Raw genomic sequence first — 21449 nt, forward strand, 5'->3', positions numbered from 1 at the left:
CATACCCAAGTGGTCGGCGTTAACCGTCCTTCTCGATTTCACAGAGTAGCGGATGCTGGCTTTCCCGGGCGTACTGGTTGACCTGCATGGCCTTCGTCTCGGCGATGTCGCGGGTAAACACTCCACATACTGCCCGTCCCTCTGTATGGACGGCCAGCATGACCTTGGTCGCCAGCTCGCGATTCAGGTTAAAAAACACCTCGAGCACTTCGACGACGAAATCCATCGGTGTGTAGTCATCGTTGAACAAAACCACCTTGTACATCGGTGGCGCCTGTAATGCAGGCTTTGCTTCCTGAACAGCAATGCCTGCGGAATCGTCGTCATGTAGATCCGGGCGATCCTGATTGAATGTTAGTCGAATCTGGCTGATTGCATGCATGGAAAGAAAGGTTCGTTTAGTTGGCAAATACAGTGATGGGGGCGCTTGTAGGCGATTTCAACCACGTTCGCCGGGTCACCTTGACTATCGGGAAAACGGTGTTACAACCAATAGAGCCCATCGTGGGTTAAAAAGGTCCGTGGAATCGATCCTGTTTTCCAAGATTAGCCTGCGGATGGATTGGATGATACTCCACTGACGGAGTGTGTTGCAGAGGGATATGGCCTATGTCGGTCGTCAAGATGAGTGGCAAAGTCAAATGGTTCAACAATGCCAAGGGCTACGGTTTCATTATCGCAAACGGCAGGGATGAAGACCTTTTCGCCCATTACTCGGCGATTCAGATGGATGGCTATAAAACCCTGAGAGCCGGACAACGCGTCACGTTCGAAGTCATCCAGGGGCCCAAGGGCCTGCACGCGGTCAATATTGCACCCGACACCGTCGAAGATACCTCTTGCGCTACCCCCGTCAATGCCATGACCACTGAAGCCCATTGATCGGCACAAGCCTCCCCTGACAACAACAATGCCCGACTCGATCACTCGAGCCGGGCATTGTTTTGCTGACTGCCGATCCGCTTACATGTGCGAGATCAGTGCATCACCGAAGGCCGAGGAAGACAACAGCGTAGCGCCGTCCATCAGGCGCTCGAAGTCATAGGTCACGGTCTTGGCGGAAATCGCGCCGTTGGTGCCCTTGATGATCAGGTCGGCCGCTTCGGTCCACCCCATGTGTCGCAGCATCATTTCCGCCGACAGGATCAGCGAACCCGGGTTGACCTGGTCCTTGCCGGCATACTTGGGTGCCGTGCCGTGGGTGGCTTCGAACATCGCCACGGTGTCGGACAGGTTGGCGCCCGGCGCAATACCAATGCCCCCCACTTCCGCCGCCAAGGCGTCGGAGAGGTAGTCGCCGTTGAGGTTCAGGGTCGCGATCACGTCGTATTCGGCCGGGCGCAGCAGGATTTGCTGGAGCATGGCATCGGCGATGGCGTCCTTGACGATGACGTTCTTGCCGGTTCTCGGGTTCTTGAACTGCATCCAAGGCCCACCGTCGAGCAGGGTCGCGCCGAATTCCTCGGCCGCCACTTCGTAAGCCCACTCCTTGAAGGCACCTTCGGTGAACTTCATGATGTTGCCTTTATGCACGATGGTCAGCGAATCGCGATCGTTATCCACTACATATTGCAAGGCCTTGCGGGCCAGACGCTGAGTGCCCTGCTTGGAAACCGGCTTGACGCCGATGCCGCAATTCTCGTCGAAACGGATCTTGGTAACGCCCATTTCTTCTTTCAGGAACTTGATGACCTTGGTGGCTTCGGGCGAACCGGCTTTCCACTCGATACCGGCGTAGATGTCTTCGGAGTTCTCACGGAAGATCGTCATGTCCACGTCGCCAGGCTTCTTGACCGGGCTTGGCACGCCTTCGAACCAGCGCACCGGACGCAGGCATACATACAAATCGAGCTGCTGGCGCAGGGCGACGTTCAGCGAGCGAATACCACCACCGACCGGCGTGGTCAGCGGGCCCTTGATGGAAACCACGTAGTCTTTGACCGCGTCCAGGGTTTCCTGGGGCAGCCAGGTGTCCTGGTCGTAAACCTGAGTTGCTTTCTCACCGGCGTAGACTTCCATCCAGGAAATCTTGCGCTTGCCGCCATAGGCCTTCTGAACCGCAGCGTCCACCACCTTGATCATGACCGGGCTGATATCGACGCCAATGCCGTCGCCTTCAATGAAGGGGATGATCGGGTTGTCGGGAACATTAAGAGAATGGTCTGCATTGACGGTGATTTTGTCACCGACGGCTGGAACCTGAATCTTTTGATACCCCATGCTGAACTCCATTGCTTGGATTGAACATCTGGCTGCGTTCGAGCGTACCCCAGTTGTATCGGCGCGCAAACCCTACGTTAGGCTCATCCGGGGAAAAGCGTTGCAGTTCGCGGTGTACAACCCTGAAAAACAAGGGAAAAGCGCCAAACGTGAGCATAGCCTGCTCCTCTAGCACTGCGACGTTTAGACCAATGGACGAGTACGCAAGTATATGAACCATCGGCAGATCGCCAGCTACCTATGTATAATGCCGCCGCTGACCACAGGGTCACGACGGCTGATGGCTCTATCACAAGACTTTCGGCCCGTTGAAAGCCGGACCGTTACCGCGGCCCGACCGCTTGACGCTCGACTGATGCACCCAACATCACCGCGAAGAAACCTCGACATTCGACTCACGGATGACTTTGAACGAACGCGCTTACCCGGCGCCCCTCGAGTTTCTGCGCATGCTTTAGCAAAGAAGAGAGTTAATCCGAATATGCCCACCCGCTCGAAGATCATCTACACCTTCACCGACGAAGCTCCCGCCCTCGCCACCTATTCGCTGCTGCCGATCGTCGAAGCCTTTACCGCCTCGGCCGACATCGCCGTGGAAACCCGCGATATCTCCCTTGCAGGGCGCATCCTGGCCAGCTTCCCCGAGCAACTGGGTGACAAAGCCGTCGCCGACCACCTCGCCGAACTGGGCGACCTGGCCGTGACGCCTGAAGCTAACATCATCAAGCTGCCGAACATCAGCGCCTCGGTGCCGCAACTGCAGGCCGCGATCAAGGAATTGCAGGCCCAGGGCTATGCACTGCCGGACTACCCGGAAACCGTGACCAGCGACGCCGAGAAAGACGCACGCGCCCGCTACGACAAGGTCAAGGGCAGCGCCGTGAACCCGGTCCTGCGTGAAGGCAACTCCGACCGCCGCGCACCGCTGTCGGTCAAGAACTACGCGCGCAAGCACCCGCACAAAATGGGCGCCTGGGCAGCCGACTCCAAGTCTCATGTGGCCCACATGAGCACCGGTGATTTCTACGGCAGCGAAAAAGCCGCCCTGATCGACGCCGCCGGCAGCGTGAAAATCGAGCTGATCGCTCAGGACGGCACTGCCACTGTCCTGAAAGAAAAAACCACCGTACAAGCCGGTGAGATCCTCGACTGCGCCGTGATGAGCAAGAACGCCCTGCGCGACTTCATCGCCGCTGAAATCGAAGACGCCAAGCAAAAAGGCGTCCTGCTGTCGGTCCACCTCAAGGCCACCATGATGAAGGTCTCCGACCCGATCATGTTCGGTCAGATCGTCGCCGAGTTCTACAAAGACGCCCTGGCCAAGCACGCACAAGTGCTGGAGCAGATCGGCTTCAACCTGAACAACGGCATCGGCGACCTGTACGCCCGCATCAAGGCCTTGCCGGCCGAGCAGCAGGCGCAGATCGAAGCCGACATCCAGGCGGTCTACGCGGCGCGCCCATCCCTGGCGATGGTCAACTCCGATAAAGGCATCACCAACCTGCACGTACCGAGCGACGTCATCGTCGACGCCTCGATGCCGGCCATGATCCGTGACTCCGGCAAGATGTGGGGCACCGACGGCCAGTTGCACGACACCAAGGCCGTGATCCCGGATCGCTGCTACGCCACCATCTACCAGGCGGTGATCGAAGACTGCAAGCAACACGGTGCCTTCGATCCGACCACCATGGGCAGCGTGCCGAACGTCGGCCTGATGGCCAAGAAAGCCGAAGAATACGGTTCCCACGACAAGACCTTCCAGATCAAGGCCGACGGCGTGGTCCGTGTTTCGGACAATACCGGTCGCACCCTGCTGGAGCAGAACGTCGAGGCGGGCGATATCTTCCGCATGTGCCAGACCAAGGACGCGCCGATCCAGGATTGGGTCAAGCTGGCCGTCAACCGTGCCCGCGCCAGCAGCACCCCGGCGATTTTCTGGCTGGACCCGATGCGCGCCCATGACGGCGTGGTGATCGAGAAAGTCCAGGCTTACCTGAAGAACCACGACACTGCCGGCCTGGACATCCGCATCATGTCGCCGGTCGACGCGATGAAATTCACCCTGGCCCGCACCCGCGAAGGCAAGGACACCATCTCGGTGACCGGCAACGTACTGCGCGACTACCTGACCGACCTGTTCCCGATCATGGAACTGGGCACCAGCGCCAAGATGCTGTCGATCGTGCCGCTGATGAACGGCGGTGGCCTGTTCGAAACCGGCGCCGGCGGTTCGGCACCCAAGCACGTTCAGCAGTTGCTGGAAGAAAACTTCCTGCGCTGGGATTCCCTGGGCGAGTTCCTGGCCCTGGCCGCGTCCCTCGAACACCTGGGCGTGACCTACAACAACCCTAAAGCCCTGGTGCTGGCCAAGACCCTGGATCAGGCTACCGGTGAGTTCCTGGACCGCAACAAGTCGCCTTCGCGCAAGGTCGGCGGCATCGACAACCGCGGCAGCCACTTCTACCTGACCCTGTTCTGGGCCCAGGCATTGGCCGCGCAAAACGACGACGCAGCCCTCAAGGCCCAGTTCACTGCCCTGGCCAAGACACTGACCGACAACGAAGAAAAAATCGTTGCCGAGCTCAATGCCGTCCAAGGCAAACCGGTGGACATCGGCGGTTACTACTTCGCCAACCCGGAGCTGACCAGCAAGGCCATGCGCCCAAGCAACACCTTCAACGCGGCGATTGCTGCGCTGGTGTAAGGTTGTAAAGGAACACCACAAACCCCGGCCCTGGTGCCGGGGTTTGTGTTTCCAGACACAACGCATCCCCCCCGTGGGAGCGAACCTGCTCGCGATAGCGGTATAACATTCAACACTGACGCTGACTGACACACCGCTATCGCGAGCAGGCTCGCTCCCACATTTGACCGTGTTCAACCTTTGAATCGAGAACGCTTCATGGACTGGAACCCCCACATCACCGTCGCCACCATCGTCGAAGACAACGGCCGTTTCCTGATGGTGGAAGAATCCAAGGGCGGACGAGCGGTGCTCAACCAGCCTGCAGGCCACCTGGACCCGAACGAAACCCTGATCGAAGCCGCCGTGCGCGAAACCCTGGAAGAAACCGGCTGGGACGTCGAACCTACCAGCGTGGTGGGCATTTACCTGTACACCGCCCCCAGTAATGGCGTGACCTACCAACGGGTCTGTTTCGCCGCCAAGGCCTTGAACCACCGTCCGGACTATCCACTGGATGATGGCATCCTGGGCGCCAAGTGGCTGACCCGCAACGAGTTGCTCGAACAGCGTGAACACTGGCGCAGCGAGCTGATCATCCGTTGCATCGACGATTATCTGGCCGGTCATCGCCACAGTCTGACGCTGATCCGTCCTTCTCTTTAGCCTTGCGCGTCCGGGCCTGATAGAATCGCGTCCTTTTTCAAGACACTCATTGAACTGCTATGCGTGATCCAGCCCCTTCTGACACCACCAACAAGCGCGTCATTGTCGGCATGTCCGGCGGCGTGGACTCTTCCGTTTCCGCCCTTCTGCTGATCGAGCAGGGTTATGAGGTGGAAGGCCTGTTCATGAAGAACTGGGAAGAAGACGACGGAACCGAATACTGCACCGCCATGGACGACCTGGCGGACGCCCAGGCCGTCTGCGACAGGATCGGCATCAAGCTGCACACCGCCAACTTCGCCGCCGAGTACTGGGACAACGTGTTCGAGCACTTCCTGGCCGAATACAAGGCCGGCCGTACGCCGAACCCGGACATCCTCTGCAACCGCGAAATCAAGTTCAAGGCGTTCCTCGACTACGCCATGATGCTCGGCGCTGACCTGATCGCTACCGGTCACTATGTGCGCCGCCGCGACATCGACGGCCGCACCGAACTGCTCAAGGGCCTGGACCCGAACAAGGACCAGAGCTACTTCCTGCACGCCGTCGGCGGCGAGCAGATCGCCAAGACCCTGTTCCCGGTGGGCGAGCTGGAAAAGCCGCAAGTGCGCGCGATCGCCGAAAAACACGCCCTGGCCACCGCCAAGAAGAAAGATTCCACCGGCATCTGCTTTATCGGCGAGCGGCGTTTCAGCGACTTCCTCAAGCAGTACCTGCCGGCCCAGCCAGGCGAAATCAAGACCACCGAAGGCGAAGTCATCGGCCGCCACCATGGCCTGATGTACCACACCATCGGCCAGCGCCAGGGCCTGGGCATCGGCGGGCTGAAGGACGCCGGTGAAGAGCCGTGGTACGTGCTGGTCAAGGACCTGGAGCACAACGAGCTGATCGTCGGCCAGGGCAACGACCATCCGTGGTTGTTCTCCCGCGCCCTGCTCGCCTCCGACATCTATTGGGTCAACCCGATCGACCTCAGCCAACCGCGCCGTCTGACGGCCAAGGTTCGCTACCGCCAGAGTGATCAGCCCTGCATGCTGGAAAAAACCGCCACGGGCTATCGCGCGACGTTCGATGACCCACAACGAGCAGTCACACCCGGCCAGTCCGTGGTGTTCTACGACGGGGAAATCTGCCTGGGCGGCGGCGTGATCGAAGTCGCAGAGCCCTGGAGCAGCAAGGCATGAGCCCGACCCAGGAGCAACTGACGGCATTGGGCGGGGTGTTTCTCGCCGCCGTGCTGGTGGATCGGATCGCCAAGACCGGCCAAGCCACCGAAGCGGGCCTGAGCTGCATGCTCGGCAGCCTGCTGATTCGTGATCCCAAGGACACACTTGAAGTCTATGGCGGCGATGACCTGAACCTGCGCGAGGGTTATCGCGCACTGATCGGCGCCCTGGAGCGCGACCCCAGCACTCTGCAACGCGAGCCGCTGCGCTACGCCCTGTCGATGCTGGGCCTGGAACGTCAATTGGCCAAGCGCGACGACCTGCTGGATACCATCGGCAATCGCCTGCCGCAGATTCAGTCCCAGGTTGAACACTTCGGTCCCGCCCACGAAAACGTCATCGCCGCTTGCGGTGCGCTGTACCAAGACACCCTGAGCACCTTGCGCCAGCGCATCCAGGTACACGGCGACATGCGCAATCTGCAACAACCGAGCAATGCCTCGAAGATCCGCGCCCTGTTACTGGCCGGAATTCGCTCGGCGCGGTTGTGGCGGCAGTTGGGTGGTCATCGCTGGCAGCTGGTGATCAGTCGACGCAAATTGCTGAAAGAGCTTTACCCGTTGATGCGCAACGAATAAGTCGCCTCAACCCGTTTTTTTTGTGGCGAGGGAGCTTGCTCCCGCTGGACTGCAACGCAGTCCTTTGAGTCCGGCTGATCCACCGGACTGCCTGGACTCAGGGCCGCTTCGCGCCCCAGCGGGAGCAAGCTCCCTCGCCACAGGTGGTAAATAGTGTTCCGTTACGCGTAATACGCCGGTCAGTTGGCGACGGACCGGCGATTGTTTTCATGTATGATACGCGCCCCATTTCGTTGCCCGACTGTCCGAGAACACCCCATGCAGCTTTCTTCGCTCACTGCGGTTTCCCCTGTTGACGGCCGCTACGCCGGCAAAACCCAGGCCCTGCGCCCGATTTTCAGCGAGTACGGCCTGATCCGCGCTCGCGTCCTGGTTGAAGTGCGCTGGCTCCAGCGCCTTGCCGCTCACCCTGGCATTGCCGAAGTCCCGGCGTTTTCCGCGCAAGCCAACGCGGTGCTGAACGCCCTGGCTGAAAACTTTGTGCTGGAGCACGCCGAGCGCGTCAAAGAGATCGAGCGCACCACCAACCACGACGTCAAAGCCATTGAATACCTGCTCAAGGAGCAGGCGGCCAAGCTGCCGGAACTGGCCAACGTCAGCGAATTCATCCACTTTGCCTGCACCAGCGAGGACATCAACAACCTGTCCCACGCCCTGATGCTGCGCGAAGGCCGTGATGACGTGATGCTGCCGCTGATGCGCCAGACCGCCCAGGCCATCCGCGAGTTGGCAATCCGCTTCGCCGACGTTCCGATGCTATCGCGCACCCATGGTCAACCGGCTTCGCCGACCACCCTGGGCAAGGAACTGGCGAACGTGGTGTACCGCCTGGAGCGCCAGATCGCCCAGGTCGCCGCCGTGCCACTGCTGGGCAAGATCAACGGCGCCGTGGGCAACTACAACGCCCACCTGTCGGCCTACCCGGACATCGACTGGGAAGCCAACGCCCGCGCCTTCATCGAAGACGAGCTGGGCCTGAGCTTCAACCCGTACACCACCCAGATCGAGCCGCACGACTACATCGCCGAGCTGTTCGATGCGATCGCCCGTTTCAACACCATCCTGATCGACTTCGACCGTGACATCTGGGGCTACATCTCCCTGGGTTATTTCAAGCAGCGCACCATTGCCGGCGAAATCGGTTCCTCGACCATGCCGCACAAGGTCAACCCGATCGACTTCGAAAACTCCGAAGGCAACCTGGGCATCGCCAACGCGCTGTTCCAGCACCTGGCGAGCAAACTGCCGATCTCCCGCTGGCAGCGCGACCTGACCGACTCCACCGTGCTGCGCAACCTGGGCGTGGGCTTTGCCCACAGCGTCATTGCCTATGAAGCCAGCCTCAAGGGCATCAGCAAGCTGGAACTCAACGAGCAGAAAATCGCCGCCGACCTGGACGCCTGCTGGGAAGTCCTGGCCGAGCCGATCCAGACCGTGATGCGTCGCTACAACATCGAAAACCCGTATGAAAAGCTCAAAGAACTGACCCGTGGCAAGGGCATCAGTCCTGAAGCGTTGCAGACTTTCATTGATGGCCTGGACATGCCTGCCGAGGCCCGCGCCGAGCTGAAAAAGCTCACGCCGGCCAACTACATCGGCAACGCAGCGGCACAAGCCAAGCGCATCTGATCCACCGTTTTGCCCTGAGACGCCCGGCCGCGCCGGGCGTTTTTATTCGCGTCTGAAAAGTATATTTTTTCAATAGGTTACACATGAATCCTGATATTCCTCTGCAACTCCTGGGCGGCATCACGGCACGGGAGTTCCTGCGCGACTACTGGCAGAAAAAACCACTGCTGATCCGCCAGGCGATTCCAGACTTCCAAAGCCCGATCGATGCCGACGAACTGGCCGGCCTGGCCCTGGAAGAAGAAGTCGAATCGCGCTTGGTCATCGAGCACGGCGAACGTCCCTGGGAATTGCGTCGCGGCCCGTTTGCCGAAGACGAATTCAGCAAATTGCCGGAGCGCGAGTGGACCCTGCTGGTGCAGGCTGTCGATCAGTTCGTACCCGAAGTCAGCGAACTGCTGGAAAACTTCCGTTTCCTGCCGAGCTGGCGCATCGACGATGTGATGATCAGCTTCGCCGCCCCGGGTGGCAGCGTCGGCCCGCATTTCGACAATTACGATGTGTTCCTGCTGCAGGGCCATGGCCAGCGCAACTGGAAAATCGGCCAGATGTGCGACTCCGAGAGCCCGCTGCTGCAACACGCCGACCTGCGCATCCTCGCCGACTTCGAAGCCACCGACGAGTGGACCCTGGAACCGGGCGACATGCTTTACCTGCCGCCGCGCCTGGCGCACTGCGGCGTGGCCGTGGATGACTGCATGACCTACTCGGTAGGCTTCCGCGCGCCGAGCGCCGCCGAAGTGCTGACCCACTTCACCGACTTCCTCAGCCAGTTCCTGCCGGACGAAGAACGCTACACCGACGCCGATGCGCGCCCGGTGGCCGACCCGCACCAGATCCAGCACGACGCCCTCGATCGCCTCAAGGGCCTGCTGGCCGAGCACATGAGCGACGAGCGCCTGCTGCTGACCTGGTTCGGCCAGTTCATGACCGAGCCGCGCTACCCGGAGCTGGTGGTAGGCCCGGAACTGGAAGAAGACGACCTGCTGGCCGGCCTGGAACAGGGCGCAGTGATCATCCGCAACCCAAGCGCCCGCCTGGCCTGGTCGGAAGTCGATGATGACCTGCTGCTGTTTGCCAGCGGCCAGAGCCGTTATCTGCCGGGCAAGCTGCGCGACCTGCTGAAAATGATCTGCGCCGCCGATGCCCTGCACAGCGAAAACCTCGGCCCGTGGCTGGCCGACGAAGACGGTCGCGGCCTGATCTGCGAGTTGGTCAAGCAAGGCAGCCTGGGGTTCGCTGATGAATAAAATCCACGTTCGTGTCGCAGACTGGCAAAAGGATAACGCCGAGATCCGGCGCATTCGTGAGACTGTGTTCATTGCCGAGCAATCCGTCCCGCCTGAACTGGAATGGGATGCCGATGACCAGAGCGCGGTGCATTTTCTGGCGTTTGAAGGCGACTTCCCCATCGGCACCGCGCGCCTGTTGACTGACGGCCATATCGGTCGCGTCTCGGTCCTCAAGGACTGGCGCGGCCTGAAGGTGGGTGACGCGCTGATGCACGCCGTGATCGCCGAAGCCGAGAAGCGTGGGCTCAAGCAGCAGATGCTCAGCGCCCAGGTGCATGCCACGCCGTTCTACGAGCGATTGGGCTTTGCGGTGGTCAGCGAGGAGTTCCTGGAAGCCGGGATTCCGCATGTGGACATGGTGCGTCACTCGGGCTGAAACCAAACCCTGTGGCGAGGGGATTTATCCCCGCTGGGCTGCTCCGCAGCCCCCAAATCAATCACTGCGGTGTGTCAGGTTGATGTAATCGGCTTCATTGGGGCTGCTGCGCAGCCCAGCGGGGATAAATCCCCTCGCCACAAGAGCATCATGCAACCACAAAACGCCCCGCCATCCACCGATGCCGGGGCGTTTTGCCGTCTAACATTCAACTTGCCCCACCCCAGGCCGACAAACTGGCAATATCAAGCCTTTGTCTCGCGGAGAAATGGACATGTCCTTACGCACCCTGCTCGCCACCCTGCTGCTCGGCTGCAGCCTGTCGGTGATGGCCGCTACTGAAATCGTCCCGCTGAACTACCGAACCAGCGCCGACCTGTTGCCGGTGGCGCAGAATTTCATCGGCAAGGACGGCCAGGTCAGCGCCTATGGCAACCAACTGATCGTCAATGCCGAGCCCAGTAAAATCGAGGAGCTCAAGGCATTTCTCGCCCAACTGGACACCGCCCCCAAGCGCCTGCTGATCACGGTCGACACCAACGAAAACAACTTGCAGGGCGACCAGGGCTATTCGATCAACGGCGCCGCTCCCAGCCAGACCCGCATCATCAACCGCAGCACCGCCAGCCGCGAAGGCGGCGTGCAGCAGGTACAAGCCAGCGAAGGCCAGCCGGCGCTGATTCAGGTCGGCCAGAGCGTGCCGTTCACCAGCACCCAGACCGACACCTACGGCCGCCTGCAAAGCCAGACCGAATACCGCAACGTCACCCAAGGCTTTTATGTCACGGCCAGCGTCACCGGCGAGACCGTTCATCTGAACATCAGTACCAACCGTGACCGTATGAGCCAGGAACGTCCCGATGTAGTGAACGTTCAAAGTACCGACACAACGGTCAGCGGCCGCTTGGGTGAATGGATCACCCTGGCCGGGGTCAATCGCCAGACTCAGGCCGATAAACAGGGGCTGAGCCGCAGCTACTCGACCCAAGGCCGGGACGACATGATTCTGCGGGTCAAGGTGGATACCCTGAACTGAAGCACCAAAAACTGACTGACGAGTCGTATTAGACCAAAGATGTAGTGCTATAAAAAAAGCACTACAAAACGTTTGACGAGCCAAAAAACCGAAGGCATGATGGCCTCGCTCCCGCTAATCAGGGGCCCTGGCAAGGGCCTTCGGGTCGACGCTTGCAACTACCCTGCGAGCCGATTCGTGTCTGTACCGCCCACAAGGTGTGTTTGACGAGGTTGCGACTGGAACGAAGTTGTCCCGAGGGACGGAAGCGTAACTAGGTAACCCGGCATCATTCTGAGTTCGTATAAAGGCCCACGACGCCCGAATGCGCCCGCAGTTCGCCTCTACCTGCTCACTTTCCCCTCGAGCCCATCGTTCATCCCGTCGCCTCCCCGCCTGAACCGACTTGACCGTCCAACCCCTGGTCGGCAGGAGCAGGAATTTTCCACCCCAGACCTATGCGACGAGGTTTATCTCCATGGCACTGACACGCGAACAGCAAATTGCAGCCCTTGAAAAAGATTGGGCTGAAAACCCGCGCTGGAAAGGCGTGAAGCGCAATTACTCCGCTGCTGACGTCGTCCGTCTGCGTGGCTCGGTTCAACCTGAGCACACTTTTGCGAAAATGGGCGCCGAGAAACTGTGGAACCTGGTCACCCAGGGCGCCAAGCCAGCCTTCCGTCCCGAGAAAGATTTCGTCAACTGCATGGGCGCCCTGACCGGCGGCCAGGCTGTGCAGCAAGTCAAGGCCGGTATCCAGGCGATCTACCTGTCGGGCTGGCAAGTGGCTGCGGACAACAACTCCGCCGAGTCGATGTACCCGGACCAGTCGCTGTACCCGGTGGATTCGGTTCCAACCGTGGTCAAGCGCATCAACAACTCGTTCCGTCGTGCCGACCAGATCCAGTGGAAAGCCGGCAAGAACCCAGGCGACGAAGGCTACATCGACTACTTCGCGCCAATCGTGGCCGACGCTGAAGCCGGTTTCGGCGGTGTACTGAACGCCTACGAGCTGATGAAGAGCATGATCGAAGCAGGCGCCGCCGGCGTTCACTTCGAAGACCAACTGGCTTCGGTGAAGAAATGCGGCCACATGGGCGGCAAAGTTTTGGTGCCGACCCAGGAAGCCGTGCAGAAGCTCACCGCTGCCCGCCTGGCCGCCGACGTTGCCGGCGTACCGACCATCATCCTGGCCCGTACCGACGCCAACGCCGCTGACCTGCTGACTTCCGACTGCGACCCGTACGACCAGCCGTTCGTGACCGGCACCCGCACCCAGGAAGGCTTCTACAAGGTTCGCGCCGGTCTCGACCAGGCGATCGCCCGTGGCCTGGCCTACGCGCCGTACGCCGACCTGATCTGGTGCGAAACCGCCAAGCCGGACCTGGACGAGGCGCGTCGCTTCGCCGAAGCGATCAAGAAGGAATACCCGGACCAACTGCTGTCGTACAACTGCTCGCCTTCCTTCAACTGGAAGAAAAACCTGGACGACGCGACCATCGCCAAGTTCCAGCGCGAACTGTCCGCCATGGGCTACAAGCACCAGTTCATCACCCTGGCCGGCATTCACAACATGTGGCACAGCATGTTCAACCTGGCGCACGACTACGCCCGCAACGACATGACCGCCTACGTGAAGCTGCAAGAGCAGGAGTTCGCTGACGCCGCCAAGGGCTACACCTTCGTGGCTCACCAGCAGGAAGTGGGCACTGGCTACTTCGACGACATGACCACCGTGATCCAGGGCGGCACCTCCTCGGTAACCGCGCTGACCGGCTCCACCGAAGAAGAGCAGTTCCACTGATCCTCGGCATGCCTTGAGTCAACGGCCCTTGCGGACCGAATAAAAGCTAACCGCAAAGCCGACGTTCTGCAGCCCCGACTGGTTCGGGGCTTTTTTTCGCCGTTTTTCCAGCTTTCACCAACCGTTGATCGTCAAGGCCATGCGGTTTTTTGGTATGAGTGGGGATCGGAACGACCATTGCTGGAATTACCAGTTGGAGCATGGCCGCCAGCCCCCCCCTTTCACACCTTGAAGTGACTGACCAACTGCTGCAACTGGTTACCCAGGCGCGCCAATTCGATGCTGGAGGCTGCGGTTTCTTCGCTGGCTGAGGCGGTCTGTTCGGATACATCGCGCACACTCAGGACACTGCGACTGATTTCCTCGGCCACCGAGCTTTGTTGCACCGCGGCGGCGGCAATCTGTTGGTTCATGGCCTGAATGCCAGAAACCGCCTGGGTGATGTTGCCCAGGGATGTGCCGGCCTTGCATGCCAATTCCACGCTGCTGTCGGTCAGTTCACGGCTGCTCTGCATAATGCTCGATACCTGACGCGTGCCGCTCTGCAAGCCCGCCACCAGGCTCTCAATCTCTTCGGTGGAATGCTGGGTACGCTGGGCCAGCCCACGTACTTCGTCGGCGACCACGGCAAAACCGCGCCCGGCGTCACCCGCGCGAGCGGCCTCAATGGCGGCGTTAAGGGCCAGCAAGTTGGTCTGCTCAGCCACCGCCCTGATCACGTCCATGATCTTGCCGATGCGACCGCTTTCTTGCTCCAGCTCGTTCATGGCGTCGACTGAGCGCCCGACCTCGCTGGCCAAGCGCTCGATCTGAACGATGGCTTGCGCGACCACCTGGTCGCCAATACGGGCTTGCGCATCGGCCTCTGAGGCGGCTGCGCGAGCCTGTTCGGCATTACGCGCGACTTCATGCACGGTAACCGACATTTCGTGCATGGCGGTCGCCACCTGATCGGTCTCGATCTTCTGACTATTGACCCCGGCACTGGTCTGCTCAGTAACAGCCGATAGCTCTTCGGCGGCACTGGCGATTTGGGTGACACCATCGCGGATGCCACCGATCAGGTCGCGCAAGGTGCTGCCCATACGCTGAATACCCTGCTGCAAGACACCCAGCTCATCACGACGAGTCACGATCATGTGTTGCGTGAGGTCGCCTGCCGCAATGCGATCGACCACAGCCAATGTGTCTTGCAACGGCCGTGTAATCTGGCGGGTGATGATCAGGGCGGCGAAAATCCCCAACAACATCGCCAAGGCAGTACAGCTCAGCTGCAGAATGCGAGCCTGGGCGCTGTCTTCGTCACGGGAAACCAGTTGGCTGGCATACATTTCGTCAGACAGACGGGTGATGGTTTCACCCAAATCGGTGGTGTCCTGCACAGCCTTGCCTATGGCCTGATTACTGGCCGTGAAGTCCTGTACCGAACGACGGTAAGCAATCAGCGCGGTTTCCAACTGCTTGATGGTGTCGGCATAGGTTGGGCCGAAAGCGCTGTTGAGCGCTTCGATGCTCTTGAACGCATTTTCGAGCTGGCGGGTGGCGGCTTGTTCGGTGGCGCTATTGGGGTTGCCGGTATAGCCACGCACTTCATAACGCACCAGCGCCACGTCCTCTTTGGCCTTGAGAATAAGCTTGTAAAGGTCAAAGCGGCGCTCATCCGAGGCGGGCAGTGCTTCCACGTCAGCGATGACCCTGGCAATCAGCGCGGCGCCCTTGACCGCATTGACGCCCATTTCCTTGCGCATGGCTGCGTCATTGCGATAAGCCTCGCGCATCGTATTGAGTGCCACTTGATACTGCGTGCTGGCCTGCTCGATCAGAGCAAGTTTCTTCAGGTTTTCCGGTTTTCTCAGTTCTTTGGCGAGGCTTTTCTGCTGGGCGACAAACTGCTCCAGCGACGCTTGGATCAATGCACCCTTTTGTTCATCACCCCGGTCCAACTGGTACTGCAAGCGAGCTCTGCGCAGGTGATCAAGGCGGTTACCCAGTTCGGTAATGCTGGTCATTCGATCCGTGCGCTCGATCATTTTCCCCAGGCTGAACCAGCCGGTCGCGGCGAGAATAGCGGTCAGAAGCAGCACAACAGCAAAGCCCAAAGCCAGCTTGAGCATAACGCTCATATTCGCGATCCAAGAGTTCATGACTTTCCTTTGGTATCAGCCACGAACGATGAAAACTGACGCGGCTATCTAAGAAGGGGCCGAAAATCTAACCAGCATTGATATAGATGATTAGATGAATGAAGCATAAAGATAGCCATTTGATATCACCTCTTCAAGACCTTAAACCCAACCTCGTGCCGTTTTTTGCTCGCACGACGGTGGTCGCTTAAACACGAAATACCCTGGCCATAGGATCTGCGCGGGGCTAGCTGAGCGACATTGATCGGACGCCCACGGCTTTTTTGAGCCGTTTTTTTTCAAGCAATCTACTCTGTAGGAGCTAGCCTGCATCTGTGGGTGCCAAGCTTGCCCGTAATGAACGATTGCGCAGTCTGCCTCGGGACAGCGTTGCCGGCATCGCGAGCAAGCTTGGCTCCCACAGGAGCAGTCCCCATGCAGATCCAACCTTCACCGAGCCCGCCCCCCCAAAAAAACTGCGGCGCACGGTTAGAAAAATTGATCGAACGCAGTATTGGGCAGTCCGAAAAGGAGTAAAACGTCCGACGCTGACAATTGCAGTAGCGGCAATGTAAGGCTGCCCCTCGGACACAACACTAAGTGCGTAGCAGAAAGGCCGCCACAGATAATAATAATTATCATTTGAAAGCCATTATCATTGTTGCATTCCGCACGAAATATTATTGATCAACAGCCGGCCAACGCCCACGGGGCCGGGGCCGCAGGGTCCTGGAGGTACGCTATGTGCTTATTCCAATAAATAATTTCGCTATAGGAATTTTACTTGCCCGGTGTTTAGCCATAAAATCACCGCGATTGATTGCTGCGACATATCGTCACTGCGTTATTTCTTTTCAAGCTCAGAGACCTTTGCTCTCTGTTAAGGATTTCCAGCATGCCCGAAGCGACAGGACTCATGGCCCACAACTGGGGCTTTGCCATTTTCCTTCTGGGCGTTGTCGGCCTGTGTGCCTTCATGCTCGGCGTGTCGAGCCTGCTCGGGTCAAAAGCCTGGGGCCGCAGCAAAAATGAACCGTTCGAGTCCGGCATGCTGCCTACCGGTGGCGCCCGCTTGCGGCTCTCAGCCAAATTCTATCTGGTCGCGATGCTCTTCGTGATCTTCGATATCGAAGCCCTCTTTCTCTTTGCATGGTCTGTGTCCGTCCGCGAAAGCGGCTGGACCGGATTCGTCGAAGCTCTCGTTTTCATAGCAATTCTGTTGGCAGGTCTTGTCTACCTTTGGCGGGTGGGGGCTCTTGATTGGGCTCCGGAAGGTCGTCGTAAGCGGCAAGCGAAGCTGAAACAATGAGGCTTTGGCAATGCAATACAATCTCACCAGGATCGACCCCGATGCTCCTAACGAGCAGTATCCGATTGGCGAGCGGGAAACCGTTTCCGATCCGTTAGAAGATCAAGTCCACAAAAACATCTTCATGGGCAAGCTCGAAGACGTGCTGAACAGCACGGTCAACTGGGGTCGCAAGAACTCCCTGTGGCCGTACAACTTCGGCCTTTCGTGCTGCTACGTGGAAATGACCACCGCCTTCACGGCGCCCCACGACATCGCGCGCTTTGGCGCCGAGGTGATCCGGGCATCGCCGCGCCAGGCGGATTTCATGGTTATTGCCGGGACCTGCTTCATCAAGATGGCGCCGATCATCCAGCGTCTCTACGAGCAAATGCTCGAACCGAAGTGGGTTATCTCCATGGGTTCGTGCGCCAACTCCGGTGGCATGTACGACATCTATTCCGTCGTTCAAGGGGTGGACAAGTTCCTGCCCGTGGACGTCTACGTGCCTGGCTGCCCGCCTCGCCCTGAAGCTTTCCTGCAAGGCTTGATGCTGTTGCAGGAGTCGATTGGCCAGGAGCGTCGCCCACTGTCCTGGGTCGTTGGTGATCAAGGCGTCTATCGCGCCGAGATGCCATCGCAAAAGGAACAGCGTCGCGAACAGCGTATCGCAGTCACCAACCTGCGCAGCCCCGACGAAGTCTGATCCAGCTCTGCTCTGCATAAGAAACGAGAACCTGGCTTCATTCTTTACGTTGACCGAAAGCGATAAATAACCATGACTACAGGCAGTGCTCTGTACATCCCGCCTTACAAGGCAGACGACCAGGATGTGGTCGTCGAACTGAACAACCGTTTTGGCCCCGAGGCGTTCACCGCCCAGCCGACCCGCACCGGCATGCCGGTGCTTTGGGTTGCCCGCGCCAAACTCGTCGAAGTCCTGACTTTCCTGCGCAACCTGCCCAAGCCGTACGTCATGCTCTATGACTTGCATGGCGTGGACGAGCGTCTGCGCACCAAGCGTCAAGGGCTGCCCGACGGCGTCGATTTCACCGTGTTCTATCACCTGATGTCGATCGAGCGTAATAGTGACGTGATGATCAAGGTCGCCTTGTCCGAGAGCGACCTCAGCGTGCCGACCGTGACCGGTATCTGGCCGAACGCCAACTGGTACGAACGTGAAGTGTGGGACATGTTCGGGATCGATTTCCCCGGCCACCCGCACCTGACGCGCATCATGATGCCGCCGACCTGGGAAGGTCACCCGCTGCGCAAGGACTTCCCGGCCCGCGCCACCGAGTTCGATCCGTTCAGCCTGTCCCTGGCCAAGCAACAGCTCGAGGAAGAAGCCGCGCGCTTCAAGCCGGAAGACTGGGGCATGAAACGCTCCGGGGCGAACGAGGACTACATGTTCCTCAACCTGGGCCCGAACCACCCTTCGGCCCACGGTGCATTCCGCATCATCATGCAGCTGGACGGCGAAGAGATCGTCGACTGCGTCCCGGACATCGGCTACCACCACCGTGGCGCCGAGAAAATGGGCGAGCGCCAGTCCTGGCACAGCTACATTCCCTACACCGACCGCATCGATTACCTCGGCGGCGTGATGAACAACCTGCCGTACGTGCTTTCGGTCGAGAAACTGGCCGGGATCAAGGTGCCGGAAAAGGTCGACGTCATCCGCATCATGATGGCCGAGTTCTTCCGGATCACCAGCCACCTGCTGTTCCTGGGTACCTACATCCAGGACGTTGGCGCCATGACCCCGGTGTTCTTCACCTTCACCGACCGCCAGAAGGCCTACACGGTGATCGAAGCCATCACCGGTTTCCGACTGCACCCGGCCTGGTACCGCATCGGTGGGGTTGCCCACGACCTGCCGCGGGGCTGGGAAAAGCTGGTCAAGGATTTCGTCGAATGGATGCCCAAGCGCCTGGACGAATACACCAAGGCCGCCTTGCAGAACAGCATCCTCAAGGGCCGTACCATCGGGGTCGCCGCCTACAACACCAAAGAGGCCCTGGAATGGGGTGTCACCGGTGCGGGCCTGCGTTCCACCGGTTGCGACTTCGACCTGCGCAAGGCGCGTCCTTACTCCGGCTATGAAAACTTCGAATTCGAAGTACCGCTGGCAGTCAATGGTGATGCCTATGACCGCTGCATGGTTCGCGTCGAGGAGATGCGCCAGAGCATCAAGATCATCGACCAGTGCATGCGCAACATGCCGGAAGGCCCGTACAAGGCGGATCACCCGCTGACCACGCCGCCGCCCAAAGAGCGCACGCTGCAACACATCGAGACCCTGATCACGCACTTCCTGCAGGTTTCGTGGGGCCCGGTCATGCCGGCCAACGAGTCCTTCCAGATGATCGAAGCGACCAAGGGCATCAACAGTTATTACCTGACGAGCGACGGCGGCACCATGAGCTACCGCACCCGGATTCGCACCCCAAGCTTCCCACACCTGCAGCAGATCCCTTCGGTGATCAAAGGCAGCATGGTCGCGGATATGATTGCGTACCTGGGTAGTATCGATTTCGTTATGGCCGACGTGGACCGCTAAGCATGAATAGCACGCTTATCCAGACAGACCGTTTCGCCCTCAGCGAAACCGAGCGCTCGGCCATCGAGCACGAGCTGCATCACTACGAAGACCCGCGCGCGGCGTCGATCGAAGCCCTGAAGATCGTTCAGAAGGAGCGTGGCTGGGTGCCTGACGGCGCGCTCTACGCCATCGGCGAGATCCTCGGCATCCCGGCCAGCGACGTCGAAGGTGTTGCCACCTTCTATAGCCAGATCTTCCGCCAGCCAGTGGGTCGCCACATCATTCGCGTCTGCGACAGCATGGTCTGCTACATCGGCGGCCACGAGTCCGTGGTCGGCGAGATCCAGAACAAGCTGGGCATCGGCCTGGGCCAGACCACCGCAGACGGGCGCTTCACCCTGCTGCCGGTGTGCTGCCTGGGCAACTGCGACAAGGCCCCGGCGCTGATGATCGACGACGACACCTTCGGTGACGTCCAGCCTGACGGCGTCGCCAAACTGCTGGAGGGCTACGTATGACCCTGACTTCCTTCGGGCCCGCCAACCGCATCCAGCGTTCGGCCGAAACCCATCCCCTGACCTGGCGTCTGCGTGACGACGGCGAAGCGGTGTGGCTGGACGAATACCAGGCCAAGAATGGCTACGCCGCCGCGCGCAAGGCATTCACCGACATGGCCCAGGACGACATCGTCCAGACCGTCAAAGACTCCGGCCTCAAGGGTCGCGGCGGTGCCGGCTTCCCCACTGGCGTGAAGTGGGGCCTGATGCCCAAGGACGAGTCCATCAACATCCGCTACCTGCTGTGCAACGCGGATGAAATGGAGCCCAACACCTGGAAAGACCGCATGCTGATGGAGCAACTGCCCCATCTGCTGATCGAAGGCATGCTGATCAGTGCCCGTGCGTTGAAAACCTACCGTGGCTACATCTTCCTGCGCGGCGAATACACCACCGCCGCCAAGCACCTGAACCGTGCCGTGGAAGAAGCCAAGGCCGCTGGCCTCTTGGGCAAGAACATCCTGGGTTCGGGCTTTGATTTCGAGCTGTTCGTCCACACCGGTGCCGGGCGCTACATCTGCGGTGAAGAAACCGCACTGATCAACTCCCTGGAAGGCCGCCGCGCCAACCCGCGCTCCAAGCCGCCCTTCCCTGCCGCCGTCGGCGTGTGGGGCAAGCCGACCTGCGTGAACAACGTCGAGACCCTGTGCAACGTGCCGGCGATCATTGCCGACGGCGTCGACTGGTACAAATCCCTGGCCCGCGACGGCAGCGAAGACATGGGCACCAAGCTCATGGGCTTCTCCGGCAAGGTCAAGAACCCTGGCCTGTGGGAACTGCCATTCGGCGTAACCGGCCGCGAGCTGTTCGAAGACTACGCCGGCGGCATGCGCGACGGTTACAAGCTCAAGTGCTGGCAGCCCGGCGGCGCTGGCACCGGTTTCCTGTTGCCGGAACACCTGGACGCACAGATGTACGCCGGCGGCATCGCCAAAGTGGGCACCCGTATGGGTACCGGCCTGGCCATGGCGGTGGACGACAGCGTCAACATGGTTTCCCTGCTGCGCAACATGGAAGAATTCTTCTCCCGTGAATCGTGCGGTTTCTGCACCCCTTGCCGCGATGGCCTGCCGTGGAGCGTCAAGCTGCTGCGCGCCATTGAAAACGGCGAAGGCCAGGCCGGCGACATCGAGACCCTGCTGGGTCTGGTGGGTTTCCTCGGCCCGGGCAAGACCTTCTGTGCTCATGCACCGGGTGCCGTGGAGCCGTTGGGCAGCGCGATCAAATACTTCCGCTCTGAATTCGAGGCCGGCATCGCGCCAACGCGCGCAGGCGATCTCAATCAGGTGGTCACGCCGACCATGGTCGGCGCGTAACGACGCTTTAAAAGGCGAAGGGTCCGTGCCCTTCGCCTTTCGTCCGATGACGCCTTTGAAAGGCTGTTTGGATTCGGACGAATAACAAGATTCCATTAGCCACGCCCGCTGACACCGGGCCAACGAAG

18 protein-coding genes and 1 pseudogene are annotated in these 21449 nt (G+C 59.9%); 15 read left to right on the forward strand and 4 right to left on the reverse strand.

Annotated elements, in window-relative coordinates; all coding sequences use genetic code 11:
* Positions 1-19: 19 nt before the first annotated feature.
* Positions 20-382: an ATP-dependent Clp protease adapter ClpS gene (gene clpS, locus BW979_RS20655; RefSeq protein ID WP_015094394.1), complete on the reverse strand. Its 363-nt coding sequence runs from the start codon at positions 380-382 to the stop codon at positions 20-22.
* A gap of 227 nt (positions 383-609) precedes the next feature.
* Between clpS and cspD the strand changes: the two genes are divergently transcribed.
* Positions 610-882, forward strand: a complete 273-nt coding sequence (cspD, locus tag BW979_RS20660; protein ID WP_047227722.1) for a cold shock domain-containing protein CspD — start codon at positions 610-612, stop codon at positions 880-882.
* A gap of 81 nt (positions 883-963) precedes the next feature.
* Here the strand turns inward: cspD and icd are convergent, their stop codons facing one another.
* Complete coding sequence (icd, locus tag BW979_RS20665; protein WP_047227723.1) at positions 964-2220, reverse strand: NADP-dependent isocitrate dehydrogenase; 1257 nt, start codon at positions 2218-2220, stop codon at positions 964-966.
* Positions 2221-2701: 481 nt separating this feature from the next.
* Here icd and BW979_RS20670 point away from each other — a divergent pair, with 481 nt between their 5' ends.
* From BW979_RS20670 to aceA, 9 genes are all read left to right on the forward strand, one after another.
* A complete protein-coding gene (locus BW979_RS20670; RefSeq protein WP_047227724.1) occupies positions 2702-4927 on the forward strand; it encodes an NADP-dependent isocitrate dehydrogenase in 2226 nt (741 codons plus the stop codon).
* 198 nt (positions 4928-5125) lie between these two features.
* The gene (locus tag BW979_RS20675; protein WP_047227725.1) at positions 5126-5572 is read left to right on the forward strand and encodes an NUDIX hydrolase; all 447 of its coding nucleotides are present in this window, start codon (positions 5126-5128) and stop codon (positions 5570-5572) included.
* A 59-nt stretch (positions 5573-5631) separates the two neighbouring features.
* Positions 5632-6756, forward strand: a complete 1125-nt coding sequence (mnmA, locus tag BW979_RS20680; protein WP_047227726.1) for a tRNA 2-thiouridine(34) synthase MnmA — start codon at positions 5632-5634, stop codon at positions 6754-6756.
* On the forward strand, positions 6753-7376 hold the full coding sequence (hflD, locus tag BW979_RS20685) for a high frequency lysogenization protein HflD (RefSeq protein WP_047227727.1): 624 nt from the start codon (positions 6753-6755) through the stop codon (positions 7374-7376). Before mnmA ends, hflD begins: the two co-directional genes overlap by 4 nt.
* Before the next feature lie 258 nt (positions 7377-7634).
* Positions 7635-9005, forward strand: a complete 1371-nt coding sequence (gene purB / locus BW979_RS20690; protein ID WP_047227728.1) for an adenylosuccinate lyase — start codon at positions 7635-7637, stop codon at positions 9003-9005.
* An 83-nt stretch (positions 9006-9088) separates the two neighbouring features.
* Positions 9089-10255 (forward strand): ribosomal protein uL16 3-hydroxylase, encoded by a 1167-nt coding sequence (locus tag BW979_RS20695; protein WP_047227729.1) that lies wholly within the window; start codon positions 9089-9091, stop codon positions 10253-10255.
* Positions 10248-10673: a GNAT family N-acetyltransferase gene (locus tag BW979_RS20700; protein ID WP_047227730.1), complete on the forward strand. Its 426-nt coding sequence runs from the start codon at positions 10248-10250 to the stop codon at positions 10671-10673. Before BW979_RS20695 ends, BW979_RS20700 begins: the two co-directional genes overlap by 8 nt.
* A gap of 274 nt (positions 10674-10947) precedes the next feature.
* A complete protein-coding gene (locus BW979_RS20705; protein WP_047227731.1) occupies positions 10948-11709 on the forward strand; it encodes a secretin N-terminal domain-containing protein in 762 nt (253 codons plus the stop codon).
* Between the two features lie 457 nt (positions 11710-12166).
* On the forward strand, positions 12167-13492 hold the full coding sequence (gene aceA / locus BW979_RS20710) for an isocitrate lyase (RefSeq protein WP_014337679.1): 1326 nt from the start codon (positions 12167-12169) through the stop codon (positions 13490-13492).
* A 221-nt stretch (positions 13493-13713) separates the two neighbouring features.
* On the opposite strand, the gene BW979_RS28190 is transcribed toward aceA, so the two are convergent.
* Both BW979_RS28190 and BW979_RS28195 read right to left on the reverse strand, forming a co-directional pair.
* On the reverse strand, positions 13714-14631 hold the full coding sequence (locus BW979_RS28190) for a methyl-accepting chemotaxis protein (protein WP_371516483.1): 918 nt from the start codon (positions 14629-14631) through the stop codon (positions 13714-13716).
* A pseudogene (locus BW979_RS28195) lies at positions 14617-15636 on the reverse strand (methyl-accepting chemotaxis protein); the annotation flags it as partial. The pseudogene BW979_RS28195 and the gene BW979_RS28190, both read right to left, overlap by 15 nt.
* 874 nt (positions 15637-16510) lie before the next feature.
* Between BW979_RS28195 and BW979_RS20720 the strand changes: the two are divergent.
* The 5 genes from BW979_RS20720 (at position 16511) to nuoF (ending at position 21321) form a co-directional block, all read left to right on the forward strand.
* Positions 16511-16924 (forward strand): NADH-quinone oxidoreductase subunit A, encoded by a 414-nt coding sequence (locus BW979_RS20720; RefSeq protein ID WP_011062185.1) that lies wholly within the window; start codon positions 16511-16513, stop codon positions 16922-16924.
* A 10-nt stretch (positions 16925-16934) separates the two neighbouring features.
* Positions 16935-17609 carry a NuoB/complex I 20 kDa subunit family protein gene (locus BW979_RS20725; RefSeq protein WP_024779314.1) on the forward strand — a complete coding sequence of 225 codons (675 nt, stop codon included), beginning with the start codon at positions 16935-16937 and terminating at the stop codon, positions 17607-17609.
* A 72-nt stretch (positions 17610-17681) separates the two neighbouring features.
* On the forward strand, positions 17682-19466 hold the full coding sequence (gene nuoC, locus BW979_RS20730) for an NADH-quinone oxidoreductase subunit C/D (RefSeq protein WP_076385481.1): 1785 nt from the start codon (positions 17682-17684) through the stop codon (positions 19464-19466).
* A 2-nt stretch (positions 19467-19468) separates the two neighbouring features.
* Complete coding sequence (gene nuoE, locus BW979_RS20735) at positions 19469-19966, forward strand: NADH-quinone oxidoreductase subunit NuoE (protein ID WP_003203372.1); 498 nt, start codon at positions 19469-19471, stop codon at positions 19964-19966.
* Positions 19963-21321, forward strand: coding sequence for an NADH-quinone oxidoreductase subunit NuoF (gene nuoF, locus BW979_RS20740; protein ID WP_076385483.1), 1359 nt, complete (start codon positions 19963-19965; stop codon positions 21319-21321). The genes nuoE and nuoF overlap by 4 nt, the downstream gene beginning before the upstream one ends.
* Positions 21322-21449 lie beyond the last annotated feature (128 nt).

The organism is Pseudomonas sp. A214 (assembly GCF_900156295.1).
GTDB lineage: Bacteria > Pseudomonadota > Gammaproteobacteria > Pseudomonadales > Pseudomonadaceae > Aquipseudomonas > Aquipseudomonas rhizophila.